The sequence below is a fragment of the Vibrio stylophorae genome (assembly GCF_921293875.1).
Taxonomy (GTDB): Bacteria; Pseudomonadota; Gammaproteobacteria; order Enterobacterales; family Vibrionaceae; genus Vibrio_A; species Vibrio_A stylophorae.
The window spans coordinates 1,122,559-1,140,937 of record NZ_CAKLDI010000001.1; the positions used below are offsets into that span (position 1 = coordinate 1,122,559).

Sequence of the window (18,379 nt, forward strand, 5' to 3'; positions counted from 1 at the left end):
ATCAGGCGAAAAACGAATTGAATGCAGCGAGTGAACTCAGAGGGTGCGAACACCCTCTGAGTTCTTAGCGCTCTTTACCACGTAATTTCAATACTATCTCTCGTAGATCTTCTAAATCATGACTTCGCGCATCGACTGGCGCACCGGCGACAATGGTCACCTTTGACCAAAAACGGCAAGGCCATTTCACAATCGCGCGCCCACCATAGCGGCTAAAAAATCCACCCCACAAACCGCGCAACGCCATGGGGACGACGGGGACGGGCGAGCGGCGAATAATCAGATGAATACCGCGTAAAAATGGGCCCATGTCACCGTCATAGGTGAGCTGACCTTCGGGAAAAATACAAACCAATTCGCCATTGAGGAGCGCCTCATCGACCTTGGCAAAGGTTTGACGCAGCGCTTTGGTGCCATCGTTGGCATCCACTGGAATCACATTGGCTAAATTGAAAAAGGCGCGCAGTACGGGCGTTTCTGAGATCTCTCGGTCCATCACAAAGCGAAGCGGTCTTGGCGCCGCGCCTGCCAGTAAAAGTGCATCCATATAGCTCACATGATTACAAATCAGCAAAGCGCCGCCTTCTTCTGGAATGTGGTGCAAATCTTGGTGGCGTACACGATACAAACTATGACTGAGTCCCCAGACCACAAAGCGCAGTGCAAAGTTAGGGAGCAGCAACAGAATATAAGCCGCTATGAGTGCATTTAATCCGGCAAGCAGTAGGAAAAACTGCGGAATCGACCAGCCGAATAGCCCCAAAATAACGATGCCCAAACCTGCGCTGCCCACCATAAAGAGTGAGTTCATAATGTTATTGGCGGCGATAATTTGCGCGCGCTCATTTTCTTTAGCGCGCTGCTGCATTAAGGCATAAAGCGGCACAATAAAAATACCGCCACTGACGCCAAGTGCCGTGAGATCGAAGAATAAACGATAGAGCGATGGCTCAGCTAAAAGCGCCTGTAAGCCATGCAAGTTAAGCGGCGCATCGGGCACTGCAAAATAAAGGTCAAAACCAAAGAGCGCTAAACCAATGCAGCCAAAGGGTACGATGCCAATCTCAATACGATGGTTAGAAAGTCGATCGCAGAGCAAAGAACCAAGGGCAATACCAATGGAAAAGAAAGCGAGCAAAATGGAGACCGCTGATTCGCTGGCGCCAATATAGCTTTTGGTGAAATGAGGAATTTGCGTGAGGTAGCAAGCACCCAAAAACCAGAACCAGCTAATGCCCAAAATCGCTTGATAGATACTGCGATCTTGCTTGGCAAGTTGAAGGGTATGCATATTCATAGCGATGGGACGCCAGCGTGTGGGCGCGGCATCTTTGGCGGCAGGCGCTTTCGGGATCCCTAAGGCGCAGACATAGCCCAGTAGCGCAAAAAAGAGGACGGCACCCGCGGCAATACTAAAGCGCGCCTCGTGCTCTGCAATAAATGAAGCCAAAATAGTGCCCAGCAAAATAGCAACGAAGGTTCCGGTTTCCACCAGTGCATTGCCAGGCACCAGCTCTTGCGACTTGAGGTGCTGCGGCAAGAGTGCATATTTTACCGGACCAAAAAATGCAGATTGCGTCCCCATGGCAAAAAGTAGGAGTAACAGCGCCCAATAGCTTTGGTTGATAAACGCATAAGCAGCTAACGCCATGATGATTACTTCAGCAAATTTTATGCGGCGAATGAGTTTCGATTTTTCGCACTGATCGGTGATCACCCCGGCATAAGCTGAAAAAAGGAAAAAGGGCAGAATAAATAATCCTGCTGCCAAATTGGTCAAAATGGGACTACTCAGTCCAAGCGCCTGCGGTGCGGCATAGGCAAAAAGAATCAGTAGGCAGTTTTTGAAAATATTGTCGTTTAATGCGCCCAAGGCTTGAGTAAAAAAATAGGGCGAAAAACGCCGATTTCGCAAAAGTTGAAAGGTGCGAGACATGCGTCTTCCTTATTTAGACCAGCTTGCTAAGTAGTGCTGTAATAAATTATCAATGAGATGTCCGGCATCCACAGGTTGCGCGGTAAAGAGTTTATCGTCCACTGCCAATAGAGTGATGCCATGTACGCCAGCCCAAAGGACCCGACTTGTTTGCATGGTGGCCTCGGCATCGAGCTTTGGTCCAAGTTTAGCGACCATGGTTTCAATCAACCCCAGCAGATGATCAATGCGATGTTGCTGCCAGCTGGGTAACTGCTCGCCGCCCATGGAGTGGGCAAAGACCAATTGCCAGGCATAGGGATTCGCCTTGGCAAATTGCAAATAACATTTGGCCATCACTCGCAGTTGCTGCTGCGGGTCATTTTCGATTTCGACCGCAGCGGTAATCTCCGCGGTTAAACGATCCACAATGGTGCTCACCACATGCAGTAATAGCATGTCATAGCTGCCAAATAAGTTAATCAAGGTGCTGGGAGCATAACCTATCATTGCCGCAATCTTACGAAGGCTCAGAGCATGATAGGGCTGGTTCTCTAGAAATTGATTCACTTCCGTTAAAGTGATGTGAATCAGCTGCTCGTGGGTGTGATCGTTTCTTCTAGCCATAACATCCTGTACTTGATTGACATTCCAAAGGCGTGGCAAATAAACACTTAATTGTCGCGCTACTGAACGCGGATTGAACAGTGTTCGATTATCATCATTCGCTGTTTGATTGCAAGTAGGGCGCGCTAAGCTGAGAGTCACGTAGGGATTCGTTGCAACACACGCTCTTGATTGAGCCGAAACTGAGCACTCATTGATTTATGTGATATGCCTAATAACTTTACTTTTTCCTCAGAATAAGGAGGGAATAAGTGGATGCGGATGTTAAATTTCTGAGTAATACTTGTGCAGTATTTGACCAGTTTGGTAGGAATTATCTTACTGCAAGGTTTCAAATATTAGCTCGAATGGAGCGTGCTCTACACCAAGAATAGGATTACTCATGTCAAAAGTAACTGGCCAAGTGAAATGGTTTAACGAAACAAAAGGTTTTGGTTTTATTCAACAGCAAGACGGGCCGGATGTGTTCGTTCATTTCAGCGCGATTACGGGTGATGGCTTTAAAACACTCAAAGAAGGCCAAAGGGTCGAATTTGAAGTGCAAAATGGTCAAAAAGGCCCGCAAGCCAGTCAAGTTTCAGCGGTTGCTTAATCGTTGTTCAGCTTTATACAAGGCGTCGATGATCGGCGCCTTTTTTGTTTGTTTGATTTTTCATCGACATCGCAGGCTTGCTGTCGCTAAATCAGTAAAAATGGGCGCTAGCGCATGAAAAAAAGCAGAGAATCTCACGGTCTTCACAGTAATTTTGGCCAGCTTTTTCTAAGCTAACTGAAAATAAAGTGAAGGAGGCGCTATGCCCTTAAACCAAGAACAACTGACTGAGCTAAATCTACTACTTGCCTTTGACCTTGACTCCATGCATCAAGGGGTAAAAGTGTCGAGTCACGAAGCGCCAAAACAAGCAGAAGCTATGGCTCGCTTGCATGCAAAAGGGATTGTGACCGAAGTGGATGGCGGTTATCTCACCCATATGGGGATTGAAGCAGCAGAGCGCGCGCATAAGCTTTGCGCCATGCTTAAAGAAGGCTATTAATTCACCATTCGCACGTCAATTTGAGTGCAGTTTTCTAAATCCGTGAGTGTGGCCAGCGCCTGCTCGCGGGTTTCTCCGCAAACCCACATTTCTGCCTGAAACTGTCCACATACCGCAGGGCGCTCCTTTTGGCCAAAAAGCTTACATAGATTGTCTGTATTCAGCTGTTTACAGCGTTCTCCCGCTGCTTTTCCATTTGGGTGAAGCGGGTAAGATGTTGAAATGCTAGGCGCAATACAGCAAGCGCCACAACCGAGACGACAATCCATCACAAGGCTCTTTGAAATCAATGGGGGCTGCACGCTACCATATCAGCATGAAATTACAAGTTGCGAACATAGCTCGCCTTGAGATTTGGCAACGCGCAGGGTATAAATGCGCCGCAATTTTAAATCATCGATCAACGTAGAGAGCCCCTATGACCGCAGCAGTTCCCTTTTGGCAAGCCAAGTCCCTCGAACAAATGAGTGATAGTGAATGGGAATCGCTCTGTGATGGTTGCGGCAAGTGCTGCCTGCATAAGCTGATCGATGATGATACCGACGAGCTTTACTACACCAATGTCTCTTGTAGTTTGCTTGATCATCAAACCTGCAGCTGCAAAGACTACGCCAACCGTTTTGAATCTGGCGAAGAGTGCTTAAAGCTGACCCGCGATAAAATCGACGAATTCAACTGGCTTCCTGAAACTTGCGCCTATCGCTTACTTGCAGATGGTGAACCGTTGCCTGAATGGCACCCGTTGATCACTGGCTCGAAAGATGCCATGCACAAAGCGGGCGAGTCTGTACAAAATAAATGCGTGTATGAAATTGATGTTATCGATTGGGAAGATCACATTTTGAATCATCCCAATCGTTGATTAAATGAAAAATAAAAAAGCGCCTTGGGCGCTTTTTTATTGGGTTCTATGTGTCGTGAGCCTTAGTAGGTATACCAAATCTCACTAAAGTAGGTGCCTGATTGTTTGCCAGATTTACCTTTCCCATCTTCAGCGTATTCAAGCTCAAGCAGTGGCATATCCTGCGTGTCACTTTGATAGATTACAATGCTGACAAACTGGGCTTCATGTTGCTGCTGAATTTGCTGCGCTAAATGAGCGGCAGTGGCAAGAATTTGTTCATCGCCGTTAAGCGTTGCTTGGTATTTTGCATCGACGAGTTTGCGCCGTGCTTGCTTGCTTTCTTTTAAATCGATGAGCTCTACGGGCTGTACTTGTTCGCCCAGGCTCAGCTCTTGAATATAGCGGTCACGGTCTGTGCCTTTGCTATCGACCGCTTTTTGCGCATCTGTGAGGGGCGATCGTGGCAGGTTCACGAAGACGACCAAGGCAACGGCGATCAGTGCCGCGATGGAAACAATTTTACGTTTACCAGCCGCATTGCAATGGCGACATTTTTTGTCTTGGTCCATGAGAAGATGGTTGCATTTGGGACAGCGAGCGGTGCGTTTGTTCATACTCATCCTTAAGTCCTATCGAAAGCAAATCTATCAAGTTCATCATAGCGGATCGTTGCGTAATTGATATGGTTCGCGAAATGGAATTATTTGTCTGTGAATCAGATCGATAAATATTTTTTGATTCGATCAAGTCGGCGCTTTTCGTTGCAATTCTTGCGTGATCGCCGTTGTTGTTTACTCTTTTGAAATTCGCGGGTTATATTTAGCCTTTGTTATTGATATTTTTATATTTTCTATCAACGGATGATGGATAAATCATTGACTCACTCCCTTACGCGAGCGGCTACGGATGCCATCCGTGTCGATGCCGCAACACTTCAATTCGTGAAGTACATAAAACAGCTGGCTCATGCTCAAGCACAGGTCCCCATGGATGTGGAAACCATAGAACAGCTTGCGAATGCGCAATATGGTCCTGCGTTATTGGCGCTTGCACGCCTTTATCAGCATGGTGATGAAAATTTAGCTATCGCGGCCGATCATCTACGTGCCTTTTCTCTTTTTGCGCAAGCTGCAGCGCAGGGCGAAGCCTGGGGTTATTTTTCGCAGGCATGGCTGGCGGATCATGAGCTCAAAGGCGACTTTAATGATGCGCAAATTGTGGCTTGGTATGAGGCTTCGATTGCGGATTCACAGCAGGCTGCGCAATTGGGTTTGCACTGGGCCTACAACAATCTCTCAAATTTCTATTTTGCTGGGCGCGGTGTTGCGCGAGATGTTGATAAGGGCCTTGCTTATTTGCAGCACGCCGCATCACTAGGCAATGTGATGAGTCATCATCTGCTCGCGCGCATTTATGCCTATGGTGAGCATGGGATTGAGAAAAATGCAGCGCTGGCATTTCAATATGCTTTGGCGGGTAGCAATCGCGGTGGAGATGCCTGCGGTTTTTTATTGGGTGAGTTTTACTATCAGGGATTAGATGAAGGTGATTTTCACCTAGCGGTCAATTATGACAAAGCAAGATTACAGTTTTTAGACCATTACGATTACGGGCGAATCAATGCATCTTTGCATTTTTACTTAGGGTATTTGCTAAGTTTGGCGCCAGAGCAGTATCCCATGACGCTTGCCCTTCGAGAGTATGGACTGGCGATTCTGGGCGGCAATCGCTCTGCCTGTCGTAATTTGGGCGATCACTATCGTGATGGCGATGGTGTGCCTGCTGATTTGAAAAAGGCTGAGTTTTATTATTGGTATGGCGCAACAGAGCTGAAATATGAGGTGTGTTGGCAGCGTTTGATCGATCTTTATAAAGCGCAGTCCGAGCCAGACTACGAGCTGCTTTTTTCCTGTTACCAGCAAGCGGTTTCGCAGGGGCATATGGCTTTTTATTTTGATATGGGCACGGCTTATTTTGAAGGGTGGGGCGTCACGCAAGATACCGAGCTCGCTTTTGCATATTGGCGCTTAGCTGCGCAAGAGCAGCACCCAACAGCGGCAAAAAATTTAGCGATTTGTTATCACAATGGTTTGAACTGCCAAAAGCACCTTCCCCGCGCTGTCTTTTGGTATCAAAAAGCGCTAGCGATTGTTGAAGATGCCGTGGTTTATTTTGATTTAGGCTGCGCTTATCAGGCATTGCACAATCAACAGGCGGCATTTGAGAGTTTTCGCGCGGCAGCTGAGCTCGGACTGACACTGTTAGCGAAAGAGAAGGATGGACAGCAAATATTAGATGATACGCAAAAGGCGCAAATTGGCGGTCATCTAGGGCACTATGCGTATTTGCTGCATCAGGGGGAAGGGGGCGAAGTTAACTTGCAGCAAGCTCTGAATTTATATGAGCTTGCTTTGTTGTTAGGGGATGAAGAGTCGGCCTTTTGGCTCGCGCAACTGGATGTCCTATTGGATTATCCTCGTGGGCAAATTCGCACCTTTGCGCTATGGCAGCAAGCACTTTCATCCTACCCCAAGTCTTGTCACTACCAGCTAGCGCGCTGTTATCACCTAGGCGCTGGTTGTGAGATTGATTTAGAGCAAGCAGTAGCCCATTACCAACATGCATTGGCGCTCGGGTGTGAACATTCAGAAATGTGCCTTAGGGTACTACTTGGTGATCAAAAGTTGCATCAGAAGTTGATGCAGGGGCACCCCTAAATATTTGGGCAGGCCATGGCTTATCCTCGGTAGGAAGCCTTTTGTGTTGTTCGCTAAATATTGGCGTTGAGATTGCGTGTCTGAATATCCTCTGTTTTATAAACCAGCGCTTGCTGGTTTTTTATCACTATTTTCCAATATAAAATTCAATCAGATGCATATCATAACCATAGATTTTGCATGGTTTTTGTTCTGTTAATCAAAATACGAGTGATAATAGTTATCAATGGATTGATTATTTTTTTGAGTGTGGCAAGATGCGCGCAAAAATGATAACCATTCCCATTACGCCGTAGGATTTATGGACAAGCATCTCAAATTGACGCCCGTCGCGCTGGGGATTTTAAGCGCACTTTATGGTGGCTTTGCCACTGCTCAAGAACCAAGCAAAGTTGAAGAAGTTCAAGAACAAGAGGTGATCACCGTAACGGATAGCGCTATTACTCTTGATCGCACTGAACTTGAAGAATCGCCAAAAGATAACCCAACGCTTTCACAAGTCTTGAAACACCACCCGCGCGTGGGCATTGATGATGCACAAAAATCGATGCAAGGAGGCGATTTAACGCCGGAAGAGATCTCTTTAGCGGGTGCGCGCCCACACCAAACCAAATACACCATTGATGGGGTGGGGGTGAATAATAGTACGACCTTTAGCGGTGATAGTGATACTTCTGGGTCTCTGGCCTCTGGCCATACATCAGGCTATTTTGTAGATACCAATTTGCTTGATGGTGTGGAAGTGCTTGATCACAACATTAGCGCTGAGCATGGCGGTTTTACGGGTGGTGTGGTGAATGCAGAGCTGCGTAAACCTACTGAAAAATTCACCATCGATTATAACTATCGTATGAGTGATAGTGATTGGAATGCTGCACAAAAAGTAGGTCAGAATTTCCAAAACCATTACGGCAATCCAATGGATGGTTCAGGTAAATATCAGCCGAATTATCAAAAACGTATGCATGCACTGCATATGGGTGGCGCGATTAGTGAAAATCAAAAACTCGCGATTAATGTCAGCCATCAGGTTTCAGAAATTCCGCTTGCGCTGAGTAAAGATGTCGATCAGCGCATGGACAATATTTTTGTGACGCACGTGTGGGAGTCTGGCTTGTGGCAAACCACCACTGATTTTCGCTATGCCGATCATCAAAGTAATAATTTTTCGAATGATGCTCGTAATGATAAGGCACCACAAGGAAAGAGTGAGACGGTCAACTCGCATTCTGGGATTGGTGGGACTTTTAAAGTCGAGCGTTTATTGTCGCAAGGGCGTTGGGAAACGTCACTTTCCTATGATCATTTAAAAGATCAGCGAGAGGCTGATACCAATTATCTTAAAACCGTGACTGCTGCAGAAGGGAACTATGCAGAAGGTACTAATGGCAATTTGCAACAAGAACAAGATGCGGTTCAGCTAAAATCGACACTGCGCCTTGACCCAATTATCTTCGGTGACATCTCGCATCAAATTAACATGGGTGTAAATGCAAGTTATCAAACTGCGCGAGTATATCGTCCTGAAGAATTTGTTGCATATAACTACAACGGTTATAAAAATTACCTTTCAGTTATCAATTATTATGCAGCGGCGAACTACTCAGCGAACTCTCAAGAATATGGTTTGTTTATTGATGATCAAATCCATTGGGATCGTTTAACGTTGAATTTAGGCGGACGCGTTGATCATTTGAGTGTGTTTGAGCAAACTGTCTTTTCACCACGCTTAAGTGCTAGCTGGGACTTTGATTGGACTAAAACTAACCGTGTAACCTTGGGTGCATCACGCTATTACAGTGCTAATTTGCTGGGTTGGGCATTAAAAGCAGAGCAAGGTAAGTTCCACAAATCAGCCAATAAATGTACACCGACGGATGGTAACTGGGACAATCTAGACCCCAATAATTTAACGTGCCAAAAAACAACGCAATATAGCGCGTATAAATTAAATCATGCAGATATTCCTTATGCAGATGAATTAACCGCAGCATGGGCTGTTGATGTGAATAACTTCGCTGTTGAAACTGTTTACCTTTATCGTATGCAGCGCGATGGTTTGACTTATTCAACAGACGCAAAGACCAACACCGCAACGGTTCACAACAATGTCGAAAGTGACAATCATCTCGTGAGTTTAGATATCACCACCATTGATCCTTATCACTTCCTCGGCGGCGCTTTGAGTGCTAACTGGAATGTGGCTTATGATCATCGCCGTGGTAATGGGGATATTGACCGAAACTTTGGCAAAAGCGATCACTTAGGAAGTGGCTATCAAGATGAATGGGTGGTGATGGATGGCCAGTTAATGCGTGTCACTGAAATGGACACTAGTGGTTATCAATCTCCAGTGAAGAGTAGTTTGAATTTGATCATGCACTGGAATGATATGGGTTTGGTGTGGAACAACCGAATCAATTACCAGCAAGGTAAGAAAGCGTCGGCATGGACAGGTCAAACAGACGTCATTATTGATGGTGAGTCAGAAAGTGTTGAAAGTTTGATGACCAAAGAGCTGACAGACTTGGTGACATGGGATATGTCTATGCATTGGACTCCAAACCAATTTAAAAACCATGTGGTATTTGGTATGAGCGTGACCAACCTATTGAATCGCCAAGAAGTGATTTCTATGTCTGGTATGCAGCTTGGTAGAAATATTCCAGATGAACACTACAACGCTGGCCGTCAAATCTGGCTTAACGTCAATCTTCGTAACTAATTCAACATTATTTTTTAATTTTATACACATAGTGCGGCGCAGTGATTGCGCCGCTGTGAGCATTCAATGAAATATACTTCTCTTCTACTGGCGGCGTGTTTGGCTTTGGCGGGCTGTCAGCAACTAGGTATTGAGTCTGGCATCGGTCAACATTCAGCGTTGCAGGATGCACCACTCGCCAAACGTGCGGACATGGTGCAAGGTCAGTTGGCAAACGGTATGCGCTATATCTTTGTGCACAATGATCGCCCAAGCGATCGCGTCTCTTTGCAATTAATTGTGCACGCAGGCTCTTTGGATGAAGCTGATGATCAGCAAGGTATCGCCCACCTAGTGGAACATATGGCCTTTAATGGCACCACAGATTTTCCAGCCAATACGCTGATTGAGCACCAAGAGTCGCTCGGTATGGTATTTGGTCGTGATGTCAACGCCATGACTGAGTACTACACCACCTCATATTTTCTGCATTTACCAAATAATTCAGAAAAGATGATGGATGAAGGCTTTCGCATGTTATCTCAGCAAGCGAGCGCCTTAGTCTTTGATCAAGCTGAGCTTGAAAAAGAGCGTCCAGTGGTTGAAGAGGAGTGGCGTCGTGGCCGTAATATGATGGCGCGTCTTGGCTCTGCAAATCGCAAGATCTTGCTTGCGGGCAGTCGTTTTGGCGAGCGTGACCCCATCGGTGATATGGACCTTGTGCGTCATGTTGATGCCAGCCGAATTGAAGCATTTTGGCAAGATTGGTATCACCCAAATAATATGACGCTGATTGTGGTGGGTGCGACCAGCCAGCGCGAGATTGAAACCATGCTCAATCGCTATTTTGCGCCGCTTGAAGCGAAAACATTGCCTGCCCGTCCTGATTTAAAAGTGACGCTAGATAATACCACCCGCATCGAAGTCATTGCTGATCCAGAAATTACCACTGAAGTGCTTTCCTTTAACTTTCGCCAGCAGGAAGCACAAGCTCATACACAAGGTGAGCTTCGCGCGCAGCTGTTAAACCAAATGGCCATTCAGGTTTTGAATAAGCGCTTGCGTGAGCAATATCAGGTGCCAAGTGATGCGGTGAGCAAAATGATCATGATGGCCCAGCCGCTGGCGACGGATTATCGCAATAACCGTTTAATGGCTTTGCTGGTGGATCAAAATTACCAAGCAGCCATTGATGAAGCCTTTATGCAGCTTAGCCGTTTTGCCGCGCATGGTTTTAGCCAAAGCGATTTAGATACGGTTCGCCAAGAGATCAACAGTCGCTATCAGCAAATGGCTGATGGTCAGCGTGACACCACCAATGGTCGCGTGATGATGTCGATCTTTAACCGTCTTCGCACCCAAGCGCCCATCACTGATGCAGATGAATATGCTGCTGTGGTTGCCAAGCTGACGCAATCTATCACCTTAGATGAGATTAATGCGCAGGTTGCCAAGATGGTGGTGACGCAAAATCCGTTAGTCATTGCGCAAATTAAGCCTGAGCACCAAAGTGCGCTGCCGACAGCTGCGGCCATTGATGCGGCATGGCAAAAAGCCAAGGCCAATCCACCTGCTGCAACAAAGGCCATTGAGGTGGTTGATCGCTTGATGTCTGATATTCCAGCACCAGCCAACATCATTGCCCATGAAGTAAAAGAGGGCGCGCAAGTCTGGACTCTGGCCAATGGTACCCAAGTGTGGTTTTTGCAAAGCGACGATACGCCAAATCAGCTCATGGTACGTTATCAAGGCTGGGGCGGTAGCCAGCATCTACCCAAAGAGCTGCGTCGAAGCGCTTATCAACTGCGTCATATCAGTAAATTTGGCTATGGTGGTCTCAATAGCGATCAGTTAGCGATGATCAATGCACCTTATCCAAACCGTTTGATGACCTTTATCACCCAAGATAGCCATGGCTTTATTGGTAGCAGTGACAAAGCATCTTTTGAGAACTTGCTACAAAATCTGTATTTGCAAGTCACGAAACCGCAAACCGATGAAGCTCTTTGGAAAGCCACGCAGCAGCTACTTGAGCGCGGCATTGAAGGGCGTTTGACCAGCGCAGAAGGCCAGTTTAATACCGCGATTGATGAAGTTCGTTACGTCAATAACCCGATGTTACTGACCATGACAAAAGAAGAGTTGGCTGAGATTAACACGACCAAACTCATGCAAGCTTGGCAGCTTTTATTTGGCGATGCGACGGGTCATCAGCTGATTGTGGTGGGTAATGCAGAGCCTGAATATGTGATTGGTTTGGCGCAGCGTTATATCGGCCAATTACCTGTGAAGACGGGCGCGCAAGCACACCACTATGCGCCGGTGAAACTACCTGCATTTGCCGGTGGCCGCCATGCGATCCATATCGCAGCGGGCAAAGAGCCCATGGGTGTGACCAGCCTGATCTTTAATCGCGCTGAAAAATACAGTGTTGAGACGGAAAACCAAGTGGGCTTGCTCAGTCGCATTATCGCAAATCGTATGCGTGAATCACTGCGTGAAGCCGCTGGCGGCGTTTATACCGTGCGCTTTGGTATTCGTCTAGACCGCGAGCGTGACCAAGCCTATGGCATGGTGAGCTATAGCCATGATCCAAAACGTGGTGATGAGCTAAAAGCCATGGCCTTGGCTGAGCTTGCCACGATTCAAAAAGAGGGCGTGAGCCAGCAAGAGCTCGATGAAGTGATCGCCCAAAGTAAGCAATCCTTGGTGGCAGATAACATCGGTGATCGCCAGCGCATGACTTGGCTGAAAGATGCCGCGCAATACGGCGATAGCATGGATCCCGTGGCAGATTATGTGCAATGGCTCGATATCGTGACGCCAACGATGCTGAACTCCACCATGCGCCGCGTGCTCAATACCGAAAACTGGATTGATGCGACACTTGTGCCTGCACCAGCCAAATAAGGTTGAACATTTAAGGTTAAATCAAAAGCACAGGCGAATGGATGTCGCGTGTGCTTTTACTCATTTAGGTTGAATATGTCTGTTTTAAAACAGTTTGCGCAGTTGGCAAAACCCTATTGGTTGAGTCGTGCGAGTGTGTGGTCTTGGCTGATTTTTGCAGCAACTGTGGCACTGTCACTGTTGTTGGTGCAAGTAACGGTGACTTTAAACCTCTGGAATAAAGAGTTTTTTGATGCCCTTGCAGCGCTTGATGGCCCACTGATTTATGATTTGTTGGTTAAATTTATCGGTATTGTGGCGCTTATCGTGGTGATGAAGGTTTATGCCAAATGGCTACAACAGTGGGTGGAAATTCGCTGGCGCTCTTGGTTGACTGAGCGCTTGGTGAGTCGATGGATGAGTCAGCAAAATTTTTACCATCTGACCTTAACTGGAGAGCCTGATAACCCAGATCAGCGTATTGCCGAAGACATTAAATTGCTCACCACAGATACCTTGGAGTTGATTTTAGGCTTAATCAAAAGCGTGGCAACCTTGGCCGCCTTTAGTGTGATTTTGTGGAATCTCTCCAGTGGCTTTTTGTTGCCGCTTTTTGATGACATCAAGATCTCAGGTTATTTGCTTTGGTTGGCATTGATCTATTCCGTGCTGGGCGCCTTTGTTACCCATTTCTTTGGCCGAAAACTGCACCGTTTGTTCTATCAGCAGCAAAAGCGCGAAGCGAATTTTCGTGCCAAATTGTTGCGCAGCCGCGATAGCGCAGAGCAAATTGCGCTGATGCAAGGGCAAGCCCGAGAGCAAGCGCAGCTCAATGAGCGATTTGATGCGATCACCACCAACTGGAAAGCGCTGATGGGGCGTGAGAAAAAGCTGGGGATTGTGGTCAATACCTATCATCAAATTGCAGCTATGGTGCCTTATTTTGCGGCCATTCCTGCCTTGATGGCAAAAGCCATTACCGTGGGGGGATTGTTCCAAGTGAAAATGGCCTTTATGAAGGTCTATGCCTCTTTAAGTTGGTTTATTTTCCGCTACGATGATTTAACCCGCTGGAGTGCCACTGTCGTGCGTTTAGGGCAATTCTTACAAGCCATGGAAGCTTGTGAGCGTCAGCAGCAAGCGAAACAGAGCGAGCCAGCCAAACAAGATCAGAAAACTCAGTCAGCACAACCAACCACTGCGCTCGCATGGCAAGGGTTAAGCGTGCAACGCCCTAATGGTCAGCCTCTGCTACATGATGTGCATTTAGCGTTAGCAAAAGGTGAAGCTGTGATGGTGCGCGGGCCAAGTGGTTTGGGTAAATCAACACTTTTACGTACCTTAGCTGGCGTCTGGCCATTTTATGAGGGTGATTATCAGCAGTCGCAACCCGGTGTGTTATTACTACCGCAAAAACCTTATTTACCGCAAAGCAGTGTACGAGAGTGTTTAAGCTATCCGCATTTGGCTGAGCTGGACGATGGCGTTTATCAGCGTGCTTTGTCTTTGGTGGGTTTGGCGGATTTAGCTGACGATCTATCGCAGGTTCGCGAATGGTCACTACAGCTCTCTGGTGGTGAGCTGCAAAAACTGGCGCTTGCCCGCGCCTTGGTGCAGCAGCCTGACACCCTGATTTTGGATGAAGCCACCAGTAGCTTGGATGAGCCAACGGCCTACAAATTACTGGCCATGGTGCGAGAGCAATTGCCGCATAGCCAAATTTTGATGGTCAGTCATCAAAGCCACCTGCTTAGCTTGTTTGATCGCGCCGTGGACTTGACGCAGTTTGCCCCTCAGAACGACGAACAGCAGTCAGAACAAGCATCAACAGAAATACCAATGCAGCCTGCGAGCGTATAACCAAGCAGTCTTTCTGGAAAATTTGGAATCGATAAAAAGCGATGCACAGAGCATCGCTTTTTAGTTGGCATTTCGCGCTGAAACAATAGGTGGCGGTTACGTTAAATTTGGCATCGCTCGATACAAATGCGGTGTGCCGCTTTTCTTTTATTTGCGCCTTGCATTTAATTGTTTGCATGTGAATGCAAGGATGCGTCGATGGAATATCAACTGGGTGAAAAGCACTATTGCAGTGTGCGCGGCGTATTGCGCCAAGCTCCGATAGATTCGAGTGTGAGTGCGCAGGAGATACAGCTAGAGCCCAAGGCAAGTGCACTGCTTAACTTACTGCTTACACATGCCGGAAAAACCGTGAATAAAGCGCAGATTTTAGCTGAAGTTTGGCGCGAGCGGGTGGTGGGCGAAGAGGTGATCTACGTGGCCGTGAATCAGCTGCGAAAAGCTTTGGGCGATCATCCTAAACAAGCACAATGGATAAAAACCATTTCAGGGCAAGGCTATTGTTATATCGGGCCATGCCAGCCACTTAACGCCAATGCGGATGTGTCGCATCAGGCTATTTTATGTGCCATGGGGGCCATGGCTTGTACAGAGCAAGCTGCGGCCATTACCCTGCATCAAGATATTTCACTGTCTTCTTCTTTACGTTATCTAAAGCGACTTCCAGTTGCGCTAAGTCTATTGGGGATCCTCGCATTATTGCTGCTATGGCTTGCGCATCCCTTATCTTTTTCTGCACCCACGCCAATGAATGAAGCCTTACTCGCTGACTTTCAAAAAGCGCGTTATCTACTGAGTCAGCCAAGTGATGATGATTATTCACAAGCGAAAACACTACTTAATCAAGTCATTGTGCAAGCCCCGGATTTTGGACCAGCCTATTTAGAGCTTGCCAGTGCAAAAATCGCAGGCCTGTATCAGCATGATCCGCGCATTTGGCAACAGCAGGCGGAGATTGAAACGCTTTTTTTAAAAGGGTTATCGCTTGCGCCTGAGCACCATTTTGCGCAGCAGCGACTGGCCAATTTCTATTTTTTAGTGCAGCGCGATCATGAGAAAGCGCGTCAGCACTTTGAGCGCAGTTTGCCCAGCGTGGATGGCCATTTCTTCTATAGTCAGTTTTTGCTGGCCATGGGTGATTTTACCGGCGCAATGACGCAATTAGAGCATTATATCGCGCTCTATCCGCAGGGTTATTCAAAAGAGAGTGCTGCTTGGCTGTTTACCATGAGCGGGCGCTATCAAAAGGGGCTAGCAGAGCTTGAAAAACTTGCGCCTTATGCCGCCGAGCAGCGTTATTATCACGTGTCTCGACAAGCCATTTATGAGCTTACTGGCGATCATGATCGCGCCTTTGCAGAACTGACATGGCTTATGAAGGACGCAGGCTATGATGATGAAACCTTGCGCCATGTTGCTGGGCGTTATCAAGCGCAGGGGCTGGAAGGTGTCTATGATTGGCTCGCTTTTGACGATACGCAGCAGCTTGATTTAGGTCAGTACCAGCCGCCGCTATCAAAGGCGCGCTATGCCATTGGCGCCGGAGAGTATGATGCTGCGCTGACTTGGCTTGAGCAAGCGGAGCAGCAACATCATACCGCCTTGCTTTGGCTGGCAGTAGACCCGAAATATCGCCCGCTTTACCCACAACCGAGATTTCATGCGCTGCTGGAAAAATTGAATTTATCACCCATTCAAGTGATGCCAGAATCCACGTCACCCAGTGAAAAACGGGCACTTTAGATTGTTTTAGAATCCTTAAGCTTGGTTTTCAGGACTTCTTTTCTTGTCTTTCTTAGCCTCCTTTGTCAGTACGAATGTTCGTATGACGCGATGTCGATAGTGGTTTGATCGATACCGAATAAGACAAAGGAGTTGCTATGTTTTCTTTCTCATTATCTTCACCGGTCCCTTTACGCAGGGAGCGAAAAACGCGATACGCTTTGAGCGCTTGCTTGCTCATGCTGTGCTGGTTTGGACTTACCCATGATGCCAAGGCAGAGGTTGCCCAAAGCAAAGAAAATTTGATGACACCGCTTTGGCAGGTCGCAACTGAGGGGCAAATTTGGTCTTCGCCCGCAGTGGAAAAGGGGCGCATCTATGTGGGCAGTGATGATGGTGATTTTTATGCCATAGATCAGGCCAGCCAAACTGTGCTTTGGCGCTTTGCCACTCAGGGCAAAGTGCGCGCCGCGCCAGCACTAGATGCAAAGCATGTCTATTTTAGTAGTGATGATGGTTACCTTTATGCACTGAATAAAGAGAGCGGTCAGGAGGTTTGGCGTTTTCATCTTAATGATGGCGATGTACCGCGCATTGGACCGGCAAATCATGCCCCTTGGGTGTTTGACTATGAAAAATCATCACCGGTTCTTGCCAATGGCCGCTTGTTTATTGGTAGCGCCGATCAACATTTTTACGCCATTGATAGCCAAAACGGCAAACAAATTTGGCGTATACAAACCAATGGGATGGTGCGCGCAACGCCAAGTCTGGGTGACAAGGTGGTTTATATCAGCAGTTGGGGTGGGCGTGTTTATCAAATTGACCAAACCAGCGGTCAAATCAATTGGCAATTTGATACCGGCAGTCCCATTGTCTCTCGCGTCGTCGCGGTGGGCGATAAGCTTATTGTTGGCGCGCGTAATGGGGTGCTCTTTGCACTGAACGCACAAGGTACTGAGCAGTGGCGCTTTACGATGCCAGAGGGCTCTTGGGTTGAGTCATCGGCTGTGGTGGATAGCGATCAGCGCCATTTTTATTTGGGCACCTCTGATGCCAAAATTTTGTATAAATTTGATAGTCAGACCGGCAAGACGATTTGGCAAACCACGCTTCATGGCTGGATTTGGGGGACGCCGCTGCTCTATCAAGGCCAAGTCTATATTGGCGCCAGTGGTGCCAAAGAGTATTGGACGCCAGTGACCCAAGGCTTTTTCAAAGTAAATACGAAAACCGGCCACACCACCAAGTTATACACGCCAGCCAGTAGTCCAACGCACTATGTACATGGCGGTGTATTTGCCACACCTGCGGTGCAAAACAATCAGCTGATTGTCGCGGATCTTGACGGCAAGGTGTATGGGTTTGCGCTAAGTCAGTGAAAATAACCGGTTAGCAATGAAAAAGGCGCTCTCAGCGCCTTTTTTAATATGTTGAGATAGCCCGAAATATCAGCTTTCAAGGGCGCAATCGTTGTAGTGCGCGGTGCCGCGAATCGGGTAGTGATTGTCGGGGTCGCGAATCCAAGTGAGGCCGGAAACCAGCGCTTCTAAGTCTGGGCGGCTAAATGGGTTGTTGCTGAGATCCACCACTTGAATATTGCCTGCTTCATTGACCACAAAGAGTCCCGGTTCTGGGAAGTCATGGTCGGTTTCCTGCGGCGAGCGGGGTATGGAAATATACAGGCCAAGTTGGTGCATTTGTGGTTTTGATAGACCATAGGCGATGGGGAAATTGACGCTCAGTTTCTCTTGATGGCGCGCAAGTTGCTCGGCGCTATCTGCGCTGACCGCAATAATATCGACACCAATAGCTTTGAGTTGTGGTTTAAAGCCAGCCAAACGATTGAGAAATTTGGTACAAAGCGGGCAATGGGCACCGCGATAAACCACGACCAGTTGCCAATCACAATCTTCTTGGGGGGCCACCAATAATCGATTTTGTCCCTCGGCGAGGCTCACATGAAATTTAGGAAAGGGGGTTGAAGGGTGACATTTGGGCGTATAGTCGGTCGACATAGCGGCTCCTTGTGCTTGATTTTAAAGTGAGTATAGCAATTGCAAGGCG

14 protein-coding genes are annotated in these 18,379 nt (G+C 47.5%); 9 read left to right on the top strand and 5 right to left on the bottom strand.

What is annotated here, in order from left to right; all coding sequences use genetic code 11:
- Positions 1 to 64: 64 nt before the first annotated feature.
- Positions 65 to 1,936, bottom strand: coding sequence for an MFS transporter (locus L9P36_RS05160; protein ID WP_237465478.1), 1,872 nt, complete (start codon positions 1,934 to 1,936; stop codon positions 65 to 67).
- 9 nt (positions 1,937 to 1,945) lie between these two features.
- On the bottom strand, positions 1,946 to 2,542 hold the full coding sequence (locus L9P36_RS05165; RefSeq protein WP_237465479.1) for a TetR/AcrR family transcriptional regulator: 597 nt from the start codon (positions 2,540 to 2,542) through the stop codon (positions 1,946 to 1,948).
- A gap of 382 nt (positions 2,543 to 2,924) precedes the next feature.
- Here L9P36_RS05165 and cspE point away from each other — a divergent pair, with 382 nt between their 5' ends.
- The gene (cspE, locus tag L9P36_RS05170; RefSeq protein ID WP_237465480.1) at positions 2,925 to 3,134 is read left to right on the top strand and encodes a transcription antiterminator/RNA stability regulator CspE; all 210 of its coding nucleotides are present in this window, start codon (positions 2,925 to 2,927) and stop codon (positions 3,132 to 3,134) included.
- Between the two features lie 202 nt (positions 3,135 to 3,336).
- The gene (locus L9P36_RS05175) at positions 3,337 to 3,576 is read left to right on the top strand and encodes a TIGR02647 family protein (protein WP_237465481.1); all 240 of its coding nucleotides are present in this window, start codon (positions 3,337 to 3,339) and stop codon (positions 3,574 to 3,576) included.
- Here the strand turns inward: L9P36_RS05175 and L9P36_RS05180 are convergent.
- Complete coding sequence (locus L9P36_RS05180; protein ID WP_237465482.1) at positions 3,573 to 3,845, bottom strand: YkgJ family cysteine cluster protein; 273 nt, start codon at positions 3,843 to 3,845, stop codon at positions 3,573 to 3,575. The two genes, L9P36_RS05175 and L9P36_RS05180, sit on opposite strands and share 4 nt — an antisense overlap.
- Before the next feature lie 149 nt (positions 3,846 to 3,994).
- Between L9P36_RS05180 and L9P36_RS05185 the strand changes: the two genes are divergently transcribed.
- Entirely contained in the window at positions 3,995 to 4,438 is a 444-nt protein-coding gene (locus L9P36_RS05185) for a YcgN family cysteine cluster protein (RefSeq protein WP_237465483.1), read from the top strand.
- A 62-nt stretch (positions 4,439 to 4,500) separates the two neighbouring features.
- Here L9P36_RS05185 and L9P36_RS05190 read toward each other — a convergent pair whose 3' ends face one another.
- On the bottom strand, positions 4,501 to 5,034 hold the full coding sequence (locus tag L9P36_RS05190; RefSeq protein ID WP_237465484.1) for a hypothetical protein: 534 nt from the start codon (positions 5,032 to 5,034) through the stop codon (positions 4,501 to 4,503).
- A 261-nt stretch (positions 5,035 to 5,295) separates the two neighbouring features.
- Here L9P36_RS05190 and L9P36_RS05195 point away from each other — a divergent pair, with 261 nt between their 5' ends.
- From L9P36_RS05195 to L9P36_RS05220, 6 genes are all read left to right on the top strand, one after another.
- On the top strand, positions 5,296 to 7,137 hold the full coding sequence (locus tag L9P36_RS05195) for a tetratricopeptide repeat protein (RefSeq protein ID WP_237465485.1): 1,842 nt from the start codon (positions 5,296 to 5,298) through the stop codon (positions 7,135 to 7,137).
- Positions 7,138 to 7,438: 301 nt separating this feature from the next.
- On the top strand, positions 7,439 to 9,862 hold the full coding sequence (locus L9P36_RS05200; RefSeq protein WP_237465486.1) for a TonB-dependent receptor plug domain-containing protein: 2,424 nt from the start codon (positions 7,439 to 7,441) through the stop codon (positions 9,860 to 9,862).
- 66 nt (positions 9,863 to 9,928) lie between these two features.
- Positions 9,929 to 12,751, top strand: a complete 2,823-nt coding sequence (locus L9P36_RS05205; RefSeq protein WP_237465488.1) for a M16 family metallopeptidase — start codon at positions 9,929 to 9,931, stop codon at positions 12,749 to 12,751.
- A 75-nt stretch (positions 12,752 to 12,826) separates the two neighbouring features.
- Positions 12,827 to 14,590: an ABC transporter ATP-binding protein/permease gene (locus tag L9P36_RS05210; RefSeq protein ID WP_237465490.1), complete on the top strand. Its 1,764-nt coding sequence runs from the start codon at positions 12,827 to 12,829 to the stop codon at positions 14,588 to 14,590.
- A 198-nt stretch (positions 14,591 to 14,788) separates the two neighbouring features.
- Positions 14,789 to 16,333 carry a winged helix-turn-helix domain-containing protein gene (locus tag L9P36_RS05215; RefSeq protein WP_237465492.1) on the top strand — a complete coding sequence of 515 codons (1,545 nt, stop codon included), beginning with the start codon at positions 14,789 to 14,791 and terminating at the stop codon, positions 16,331 to 16,333.
- A 218-nt stretch (positions 16,334 to 16,551) separates the two neighbouring features.
- Positions 16,552 to 17,694, top strand: coding sequence for an outer membrane protein assembly factor BamB family protein (locus L9P36_RS05220; protein WP_237465494.1), 1,143 nt, complete (start codon positions 16,552 to 16,554; stop codon positions 17,692 to 17,694).
- Positions 17,695 to 17,763: 69 nt separating this feature from the next.
- Here the strand turns inward: L9P36_RS05220 and L9P36_RS05225 are convergent, their stop codons facing one another.
- Positions 17,764 to 18,330 (bottom strand): redoxin domain-containing protein, encoded by a 567-nt coding sequence (locus L9P36_RS05225; protein WP_237465496.1) that lies wholly within the window; start codon positions 18,328 to 18,330, stop codon positions 17,764 to 17,766.
- Positions 18,331 to 18,379: the final 49 nt, after the last annotated feature.